Origin of the sequence: Janthinobacterium lyxosi (assembly GCF_051380665.1) — a bacterium.
Taxonomy (GTDB): Bacteria; Pseudomonadota; Gammaproteobacteria; order Burkholderiales; family Burkholderiaceae_D; genus Janthinobacterium.
Window position 1 is genome coordinate 149,573 of record NZ_JBNYXM010000015.1, and the last position, 9,756, is coordinate 159,328.

At 61.3% G+C, this 9,756-nt stretch carries 8 protein-coding genes; 2 read left to right on the forward strand and 6 right to left on the reverse strand.

Annotated features, from left to right (window positions below; translation table 11 throughout):
• Window positions 1-5 precede the first annotated feature (5 nt).
• A complete protein-coding gene (locus ACQ4WP_RS17720) occupies window positions 6-917 on the reverse strand; it encodes an ABC transporter ATP-binding protein (protein WP_436522846.1) in 912 nt (303 codons plus the stop codon).
• A 253-nt stretch (window positions 918-1,170) separates the two neighbouring features.
• On the opposite strand from ACQ4WP_RS17720, the gene ACQ4WP_RS17725 reads away from it, so the two are divergent.
• Window positions 1,171-1,677 carry a hypothetical protein gene (locus ACQ4WP_RS17725; protein WP_436522848.1) on the forward strand — a complete coding sequence of 169 codons (507 nt, stop codon included), beginning with the start codon at window positions 1,171-1,173 and terminating at the stop codon, window positions 1,675-1,677.
• A 6-nt stretch (window positions 1,678-1,683) separates the two neighbouring features.
• Here the strand turns inward: ACQ4WP_RS17725 and ACQ4WP_RS17730 are convergent, their stop codons facing one another.
• Window positions 1,684-2,532 (reverse strand): porin family protein, encoded by an 849-nt coding sequence (locus tag ACQ4WP_RS17730; protein WP_436522850.1) that lies wholly within the window; start codon window positions 2,530-2,532, stop codon window positions 1,684-1,686.
• 255 nt (window positions 2,533-2,787) lie between these two features.
• On the opposite strand from ACQ4WP_RS17730, the gene ACQ4WP_RS17735 reads away from it, so the two are divergent.
• Window positions 2,788-3,534, forward strand: a complete 747-nt coding sequence (locus ACQ4WP_RS17735) for a metallophosphoesterase family protein (RefSeq protein ID WP_436522852.1) — start codon at window positions 2,788-2,790, stop codon at window positions 3,532-3,534.
• Here the strand turns inward: ACQ4WP_RS17735 and ACQ4WP_RS17740 are convergent.
• The 4 genes from ACQ4WP_RS17740 to ACQ4WP_RS17755 form a co-directional block, all read right to left on the reverse strand.
• Window positions 3,527-4,870 carry a sigma-54-dependent transcriptional regulator gene (locus tag ACQ4WP_RS17740; protein WP_436522854.1) on the reverse strand — a complete coding sequence of 448 codons (1,344 nt, stop codon included), beginning with the start codon at window positions 4,868-4,870 and terminating at the stop codon, window positions 3,527-3,529. The genes ACQ4WP_RS17735 and ACQ4WP_RS17740 overlap by 8 nt on opposite strands.
• Window positions 4,863-6,770, reverse strand: a complete 1,908-nt coding sequence (locus ACQ4WP_RS17745; RefSeq protein WP_436522856.1) for a sensor histidine kinase — start codon at window positions 6,768-6,770, stop codon at window positions 4,863-4,865. The genes ACQ4WP_RS17740 and ACQ4WP_RS17745 overlap by 8 nt, the downstream gene beginning before the upstream one ends.
• 109 nt (window positions 6,771-6,879) lie before the next feature.
• Complete coding sequence (locus ACQ4WP_RS17750; protein ID WP_436522858.1) at window positions 6,880-7,869, reverse strand: porin; 990 nt, start codon at window positions 7,867-7,869, stop codon at window positions 6,880-6,882.
• Between the two features lie 108 nt (window positions 7,870-7,977).
• On the reverse strand, window positions 7,978-9,291 hold the full coding sequence (locus ACQ4WP_RS17755) for a dicarboxylate/amino acid:cation symporter (RefSeq protein WP_436522860.1): 1,314 nt from the start codon (window positions 9,289-9,291) through the stop codon (window positions 7,978-7,980).
• Window positions 9,292-9,756 lie beyond the last annotated feature (465 nt).

A 9,756-nucleotide genomic window follows, 5' to 3' on the forward strand; every position in this document is an offset into this window, starting at 1 on the left:
GCTCCTCAGGCCAGAACGGCGGCTGCGCCAGGCACGGCGGCGCCATGGCGGGCAGCGTTGCGCACGTGCAGGAAGTACACGTCTTCCAGGTCCGCGGCGATCGGCACGAAGCCGCTGTCGGGCTGGCTGTCGGCATACACATTGATTTGCGGCTTGCCGCCCACCAGGCGCGTCGACAGCACGTTCAAGGATTGCTGGTACTGCGCCAGTTCTTCCGTCGTGACGCTGCGGCGCCAGACCTTGTTGTGCAGGGTGTCGATGGCCGCTTGCGGCTCGCCCTGCACCAGCACTTGCCCCTTGACGATCATGGCCATGCGCGGGCACAAGTCCGTCACGTCGTCGACGATGTGCGTCGACAGGATCACCACCACCTGCTCGCCGATCTTCGCCAGCAGGTTGAGGAAGCGGTTGCGCTCGTCCGGGTCCAGGCCGGCCGTCGGTTCATCGACGATCACCAGGCGCGGTGCGCCCAGCAGCGCCTGGGCGATGCCGAAGCGCTGGCGCATGCCACCCGAATATGTGCCCAGGTTGCGCTTGCGTGCTTCCCATAGATTGGTTTGCTGCAACAAGGCTTCCACGGCTTCCTTGCGCGGCCCTTTCTCCGTCAAGCCTTTGAGCACGGCAAAGTGATTGAGCAGGGTTTCCGCACTGACTTTCGGGTACACGCCGAAATCTTGCGGCAGATAGCCCAGCTGGCGGCGCAAGCCTGCCTTGTCCTGCAGCACGTCGAGGCCATCGAAGTGGATGCTGCCGCTATCGGGGTCTTGCAAGGTGGCAATGGTACGCATCAGCGAGGACTTGCCTGCGCCATTTGGTCCCAGCAAGCCGAACATTCCGTTGGGAATCTCCAGGCTGACATGGTTGATGGCCTTGACGCCATTGGCATATGTTTTGTTCAGCTGTTTGATCGATAGCATGTGCAGCACTCTCCAGAGCTTGGGTCTAAAAGCCGGCAGATACCTGCCTGCCGGTCTGTAAAAGGGGATCACCGTTGTTTTTCAGCCGCGATGGCGGACGTTACTTAAGGGAAATAATATATAAGCAATTGGAAAAAGTAATCTTTTTGCGATCAAGGGTGGAAATGCAGGGCTGAAATACAGGAGGGACGGATGAGTGACGTGGTGCTACACTCGCCAACTCAGCGATGCCAGCTGGCGGAAAGACGGGATTATGCCGATAGTACAGAACATGACATTGCGCGCCGTTGCGCCCGGCGAAGAGGGAGCGCTGGCGCAGTTGTTCCAGCTGTATTGTTACGACAATTCGGCCTGGAGCGGCGAGGCGTTGCTGGCTGACGGCCGCTATGACGTGTGCAATGCCGGGCTGGCGTCGTATGTGCACGCAGCCGGCCATACGGCCAGCTGGATCGAGGTCGATGGAGAGCTGGCCGGCTTTTTCCTCACGGAGCCTGGCATGGCGGGTGAGCTGGTCGTGCAGGAGTTCAGCGACTTTTTCATCCTGAAGAAATACCGGCGCCGGGGCGTGGCGCTGGAAGTGGTGCGGCGCGTGCTGCTGGACAGTGCGCAGACGTGGATGGTGGCGATGTTCCGCGACGATGCCGCTGCCTGCGCGTTCTGGCGGCAGGCGTTTGCGCGCCTGCCGTTTGCCAGGGTCGAGGCGTGGGACGATGCCAGCCTGCCGCAGTTTCAGCTAACTCTGCTGAAACCGGCGGCCTGAGCCGGTTTAGAAGCGTACTTTCACATACGCCGACGGTCCCGTCAGGCGGATGTTCAGGTCGGCATCGCGCTCGCTGTCGCGGTGCAGCTTGATTTTCGAGATGCCGTAATCGGCGACGAAGCCGATATTCTTGAACGGAAACCATTCCACGCCGATATTGCCGCCGTAGATGTGGCCGTTGATGCGTCCGCCATTTTTCTTGATGCCCGATGCCTCCGCATACATGCGCAAGTCCGGCGTAAAGGCGTGGCGCCAGCCCACTTCCAGCAGCGGCGCAAACGCGTGCTCGCCGATGGAGTCGCGTGCCGTGGCCGTTTCGCCATTGACGACGCCGGTGGCCGTGCCGTTCAGGCTGGCATGATAATAGGCGGCGCCCAGGCCGATGCCGAAGGTGTCGTTGCCGCTGCCCAGCCACCATTTATAGGCCAGCTTGGCCAGGTCCAGTTTCAGGTCGGCATTCGCCGTGGCCGTGCCCGTGACGGGCTGGCCATTGATGATGGTTTCGCCCGTCAGGCTTGGCGTGTAGGATTTGTCGTAGCGGTAGTAGTCGAATGCCAGGCCGTGGCGGTCGCCGATCAGCAAGTCCGCCTTGACGCGGGGGATGGTGGTGTGGCTTTGCTTCGATTCGGGTGCATCGATGCGGCCAAACTGCGTGTCGGCGCCGATATTGATGCGTGGATCGGCGGAAAACGCGCCTACCGAGATGCTGATACGGTCCAGGGCGGGCGATGGCTCGGCCCGCGCCGTGGCGGCCGCCGTGGCAATGCCCAGCACGCCCAGCATCACGCTGCTGCGCAAGGCGCGATGGCGTACACGTGGTGGAGACAGGCGGACAGAGACGGGCGTGGCAAACATGGGACTACTCCTCGGAAAGATGATGGGTGGGCCGCGACGCTGAGGCGGCCTACAGGTGCAATGCAATGAGGAAATGGTAGCAATTGTTACTTTTGGATCACGTAGCCGCACGTCGCAAATTACCGTCGGATTTGTCCTACCGTGTGTAACAGCTGGTTATGCACGCCGGGCCAGTCGGCCAGACTGGCCGGTATGCCGCCATTGCCTGTAACGCGGGACGCGGGCAGAATGGTGCGCACGAAGAGGAGACACCGCATGAGAATCGCCGTCATTTCCGATATCCACGGCAACCTGGACGCGCTTGACGCCGTGCTGTCAGACATCGCCCGGCGTGGCGTGGACGTGACCGTCAACCTGGGCGACATCGTTTCGGGCCATCTGCAGCCGCGCGCCACGGCGGCGCGCCTGATGGCGCTCGCCTTGCCCACCATCCGCGGCAACCACGAGCGCCAGCTGCTGGGCGACCCTGCCCGCATGGGCGTCTCGGACGCCTATGCGCGCGCGCAACTGCTTCCGGAGCAACTGGACTGGATCGCGGCGCTGCCCGCCACCTTGCGCTTGCGCAAAGACGTGCTGCTCGTGCACGGCACGCCCACCAGCGACCTGGTGTATTTTCTCGACAGCGTCACGCCGCAAGGCAGCCGCGCGGCCACGCCTGACGAGGTGGCGGCGCGCGCGGGCGAGGCGGACGCGGCCTTGATCCTGTGCGGCCACACGCACATGCCGCGCCAGGTGCGCTTGGCCGATGGCCGGCTGATCGTCAATCCGGGCAGCGTGGGCTTGCAAGCCTACGACGATGACCATGGTTATCCGCACGCGATGGAAAATGGCACGCCGCATGCGCGCTATGCCATCGCCGAACAGGGCGCGGACGGCGCCTGGACGGCGCACTTTCATGCGGTGGAGTATGACTGGGACAAGGCGGCCCGGCTGGCGCTGGCCAACGGGTGGCCCGACTGGGCCGTGCCACTGCGCACGGGTCGTGTCGGCGTGCTTACCTAAACTCTTCGGCCACCAGGTTGTACTTCTGCATCTTGTGGTACAAGGTCTGTTTTGGCAAGCCCAGCACTGCGCTCACTTCGCTGACGTTGCCGGCATATGCGCGCAGTTCCTGCTCGATCAGTGCGCGTTCGAAGCCGTTGACCTGCTCCGCCAGTGACAGGGGGCTGGCCTGGCCGCCCGCCAGCAGGCTTGAGGCACCGCCGGCGATGCCCAGCACGAAGCGGTCGGCGATATTGCGCAGTTCGCGCACGTTGCCGGGCCAGGAATGGGCCATCAGGTTGCGCATCTGTGCGCTGGAGACCACGGGCGCGGCGCGGTTGTAGCGGGCGGCGGCGGCCAGCACGAAGTGCTCGAACAGGATGGGAATATCCTCGCGCCGTTCGCGCAGCGGCGGCAGATGCAGCACGATCAGATTCAGGCGGTAGTACAGATCGCTGCGGAATTTCTGCTGCTGCGACAAGTCTTCCAGGTCCAGCTTGGCCGCCGCGATGACGCGCACGTCGACGGGCGTGGGCACGTTCGAACCGAGCCGTTCGATATAGCGTTCCTGCAGCACGCGCAGCAATTTGACTTGCAGCGACAGGGGCAGGCTTTCGATTTCGTCGAGGAAAAAAGTGCCCTGGTCTGCGTGCTCGATCTTGCCCACTTGACGCTTGGCCGCGCCCGTGAAGGCGCCCGGTTCGTGGCCGAAGACTTCGCTTTCAAAGATGCTTTCCGGAATCGCGCCACAGTTGACGGCGACGAAGTTATGCTTGCGGCGGTGGCTGAAGTCGTGCAGGCAGCGCGCCACCATTTCCTTGCCTGTTCCCGTGTCGCCATAAATCAGCACGTCGGCCGGTTCGTCGGCAACGTCGAGTATCAAACGCCGTATGTCGCGCATTGCCACGGAATTTCCCAGCAGGCGCGCTTCGATGCCGCCGCCGTCTTCCAGTTGCCGGCGCAGGCTGTGCACCTCCAGCGTCAGGCGCCGCGTTTCCAGCGCGCGCAGGATGACGTCGACCAGTTGCTCGGACGAATAAGGTTTTTCGATGAAATCGTAGGCGCCCGTGCGCATGGCGTGCACGGCCATCGTGATGTCGCCATGGCCCGTGACGAGGATCACGGGCAGGTTGGCATCGAGTGTCTTGACCGCTTGCAGCAATTCCAGGCCGCTCATGCCGGGCAGGCGCACGTCGCTGACCACGATGCCGGGAAAATCCGGCGTCAGCAGTTTATAGGCCAGCTCGGCCGAGTGGAAGGCCAGCACGTCCAGGCCGGCCAGCTGCAGTGCCTGCTCGCTGCCTTCGCGTACGGTGGGGTCGTCCTCGACCAGCAAGACCTTCAAGCCGTCAAACATGTTTTTCCTCCTGCGTTGCAATCTGTAGTTCGATGGTGAAGATGGCGCCGCCGCCGGGGGCGTTTTCGGCGCGCAGCACGCCGCCGAACTGGCGCGTGATCTGTTCGGAAATGGCCAGGCCCAGGCCCAGTCCCAGGCCTTGCGGCTTGGTTGTGAAGAACGGCTCGAACAGGTGTTCGCACACTTCCGTCGACAGGCCCGGCCCCGTATCGGCGACGTGGATCAGCACGTGCTCGGGCGTACATTCGACGGCCACGCGCAGGCTGCGCACGTTGCTGCCGTTCATGGCGTCCAGCGCATTGGCGTACAGATTCACCAGCACTTGCTCCAGGCGGTTGCTTTCGCACATGGCGAAGATGTCTTCGGGCGGCAGTTGCAGGGTGAAACGCACATTTTCGACCTGCAGGCGGCGTTCGACGAGGAACAGGGCATTGCTGATCGCCGTGGGAATCGACACGGATGTCAGGCTGGTGGTCGACTTGCGTGCAAAAATCTTCAATTGCCCCGTAATTGTGCCCATCCTGGCTGCAATTTGCGATATCTTCGCCAGGTTGCGCCGCGCGTCGTCGAGCCGGCCCCGCTCGAGCAGGATGACGGCATTGTCGGACATGGTGCGCAATGCCGTCAACGGCTGGTTGAGTTCATGCGTGATACTGGCGGACATTTGCCCCAGCACGGCCATCTTGCCTGCTTGAAACAATTCATTTTGCGTGATGTGGAGTTTTTGCTCGGCCTTGCTGCGCACCTCGATTTCCTGGCTCAGGCTTTGCGTCATGGCATTGAGTTCCGAGGTGCGTTCCTCGACCATGGCTTCCAGGTTGTCATAGGCATGCTGCAGTTCTTCGCGGGCGCGCAATTTTTGCGCCACGGCCGCGCGGCGCTGGCGCAGGTAAAAGAACAGCAGCATGAAAAAGCCCAGCAGCACGCAAGAGAAGGCGGCCGCCGCGCGCGCGCTGGCCTTGGCCTGTGCCAGGTCGGACAAATAGATGAAAGTCCAGCCTTGCGGCGACTTGAGCTTGATCTGCGTCATGACGCTGGAGCTGATTTTCGGTGGCGTATCGGCGTGTTCCTGCTCGCGCACGCTGATCACGCGCGCGCCATTGCCCAACTGGCGGTCGGAGACGAAGGGGATGGCTGCCAGCTGTTTCGAGTAATACTGGCGCGTGCGGTTGAGCTCTTCGACGATGGCGGGCGACAGCGGCGCCAGGGTCTTGTACTTCCAGTCCGCCATGGAACTGAGGAAGATCACGCCGTGCTCATCGGCCAGCATCACCTTGTCCGCGCCCTGCACCCAGCGTTTTTCCAGGTTTTCCAGGTTCACCTTCACCGTTGCCAGGCCCAGCATGTGGCCATTCTGGTAGATGCCATGGGCAAAGAAGTAACCGGGCTCCAGCCGCGTCGTGCCCACGCCATAGAAGCGGCCCGGCGTGCCGCGCAGCGCGTCCTGGGCGTAGGGGCGGAACGAGATATTGTCGCCAATAAAGCTGTCCGGCTGCTGCCAGTTGCTGGCGGCCCGCGTGTTGCCGTCGAGGTTGCTGATGAAAATGGTCGACGATTTCGCCTGGGCATTCATTTGCTCGAGGTAATGGTTGACCGTATCGACCAGCACCGGGTCTTCCGGATGCTGCAGCAGGCGGATGACGTCGCGGTTCAGCTCCAGGGTCTTGGGCAGGAAGTCGTATTTTTCCAGCGCATTTTCAAGACTGCTGACATACACCTCAAGGCGCTGTGCGCCGCTGGCCTGCAGCTTGCCGATGGCGATGCGTTCGGTCCAGAAATACACGAGCCAGACGGTGGCCAGGCAGGCGGCCAGCACCACGCCCCAGGCCAGCGTTTCGCGGCCCGATCGTTGCGACAGGCGCTGGCGCCAGGAAAGGGAGGGTTTGTTACTGCTATTCATAAAATCAGCTGCCAACTTGCAAGATCCCACAGTATCGCATTTAAGTAATCGCGGAAATAAAAAAGCCGCCGGACATGCATCCGGCGGCTTGCGCTCTAACTAGCCGCGATCAGAATGTATGACGCATGCCCAGGTTAAAGCCGCTGGTGCCGGTGCCATCGTCGGTGGCATTGCCGACGACGAAGGTGGCGCCGTTCTTGTTGCTGATGTGGCCGTAACCGGTGTACAGGTCGCTGCGCTTGGACAGGGCATAGAACGCGCCAATGGCCCACTGCTGGGCGTCACGGTTCGCGTTGCTCTTGTCGTTGTGGCGGATGTAGGACGCGACCAGCTTGGTGGCGCCGAACGGGGCGCTGAAGCCAACGAGGATGTCGTTGCTCTTGCTGTCGTCGATGGCGCGGTTGTCCGCGTAGCCGAAGTTGCCTTGCAGCACGCCAAAGTCGTAGCGCGTGGCCAGCAGAGTGTTGCGCGTTTGTTGCGCCACCAAATTTTCCTTGCGGTGATGCGTCAGGGTCACGTTCAGCGGGCCGTCGATGTAATGCACGGCGCCGCCCATGCTGCGGTTTTTCGCATTGTCGCCGGCCACTTCGCCAAAGCCATACGCCAGGTCGGCCGACAGGTGGCTCCAGGTCGGCGTGCTGTATTGCACCATGTTATTGACGCGGTAATTCGTCGCCATGATGTTCGATGCCGTGCCGGCCAGGCCAATGACAAACGGATCGGCCACGTCGCGCAGGGCCAGGTAGTACGGAGAATATTGGCGGCCCAGGGTGACGGCGCCGGCGCTGCCGGTCAGGCCCACATACGCCTGGCGGCCGAACAGCAAGCCGCCCTGGCCCGAGGTACCGGTGTCGATATTGAAACCGCTTTCCAGCACGAAGGTGGCGGCCAGGCCGGCGCCCAGGTCTTCCTTGCCTTTGAAGCCGATGCGCGAACCGGAGGCCACGCCCGAGGCGACGCGGTTCAGGCGGTCTCCAGCCGCATCCTTGTCGAACACCAGGCCGGCGTCAGCCACGCCGTAGATGGTCACGCTCGATTGGGCCATGGCGCCGCCGGAAGCTGCGCCAAGGGCCAGCAGGGTAAACAGGACTTTTTTCATGAAAATCTCTCTAATAAGTTGGAATGACTACTGATCGCACTACCTGACTGCTTGTTACTCAACATGGACAACAAATAAATGGCCCGCTTGTGGCGGGCCATGGCGCTATCAGGCTTTGCTAGCGTGGTCAGCTTCGCCCCAATGGCTTTCCGTGTTCTGGTTGGCGGCGTTGGCCGCGGCGGCTTCTTCCTCGGTGGCGAGGCCACCTTCCCACTTGGCGACGACGGCCGTGGCGACGGCATTGCCGACCGCATTGGTAGCCGAACGACCCATGTCGAGGAATTGGTCGACACCCATCAGCAGCAGCAAGCCCGCTTCCGGAATATTGAACTGGTTCAGGGTGGCGGCAATCACCACCAGCGAGGCACGCGGCACGCCGGCCATGCCTTTCGAGGTCAGCATCAGCAGCAGCAGCATGGTGATCTGCGTGCCGATCGACAGGTCGATACCGTAGGCTTGCGCAATGAACAGCACGGCAAAGGTGCAGTACATCATCGAGCCATCGAGATTGAAGGAGTAGCCCATTGGCAACACAAAACTGGAAATCTTGCGGTCCACGCCGAACTGGTCGAGTGCCGTCAGCAGTTTTGGATAAGCCGCTTCCGAGCTGGCCGTCGAGAATGCCAGCAGGAACGGTTCGCGGATCAGGCCGACGAGCTTGAAGATGCGCGGGCCAATGACGACAAAGCCGGCGCCGATCAGCAGTGCCCACAGGCACAGCAGGCCCAGGTAGAAGCCGCCCATGAACTTGGCAAACGTGACCAGCACGCCCAGGCCGTGGGTGGTGATGACGGAGGCCATGGCGGCGAACACGGCCAGTGGGGCCAGGTTCATGATGGTGCCGGTGATGCGCAGCATGACTTGCGCCAGCTGGTCGACGACGGCCGTCAGGGTCTTGCCCGATTCGCCCAGGCCGGCCAGCGCGCCGCCGAAGAAGATCGAGAACACCAGCACTTGCAGGATTTCATTGTTGGCCATGGCCTCGATCGGCGATTTCGGCACCAGGTGCGTGAAGAAATCTTTCAAGGTGAAGGCAGCCGTTTTCAAATTGGTCGAAGCGTGTACGTCCGGCAATGGCAAGCCCAGGTTGGTACCCAGCTGCATCAGGTTCGACAGCACCATGCCCAGCGCCAGCGAGACCAGCGAGGCGACCACGAACCAGCACATGGCTTTCAGACCGATGCGGCCTGCCGTTTTGCCGTCGCCCATGTGGGCGATGCCGACCGTCAGGGTGGAAAATACCAGCAGCGCAATGATCATCTTGATCAGGCGCAAGAAGACGTCGGTGACGATGGAAATATTGCCAGCGATCTGAGCGCTGAGCTTGGCATCAGGGAAGGCGGTGTTGCATCCATAGCCGACGGCAATGCCGAGGATCATGGCAATCAGGATGTACAGGGTTAATGGCCGTTTCTTTTTCATTTTGACTCCTCCGGTGAAACGCCGCTGTGAGCGGATTATTGATAGCGAGCAACTCAAGCTTGGAGTCAATATTTCTCAAAAACAAGCCCTTGCGTGCTAGCGATTATTTGCAGCAAAACCTGTACATAGCAAAGGATATGCCTGAAATGGGAATTTGGTAGCCAACTTCTTAAGTTGTTGATTTAAGGAAGATTTTTTGTTGTTTAGATGTTGCAACTTGGCGTGCTTGCGCGAAATATTGGACGCAGCGGCTCATCGCTGTATGACTTTTCATACGCTAGTCGCGGCAGGGCGGCGGTGCGGCAAAAAGACAAGATTATCAGGACAATAAAAAAGCCCCTCCGAAGAGGTAATGCCGTTCAGTTAAGACTGGACGGCATTTTTATTTTGGGGCTTGTAAACGCCCGGACCAGCTGTTAACCTGTATGGCTATGCTCGATGACACTCTCCATTTCCTGGCAAATT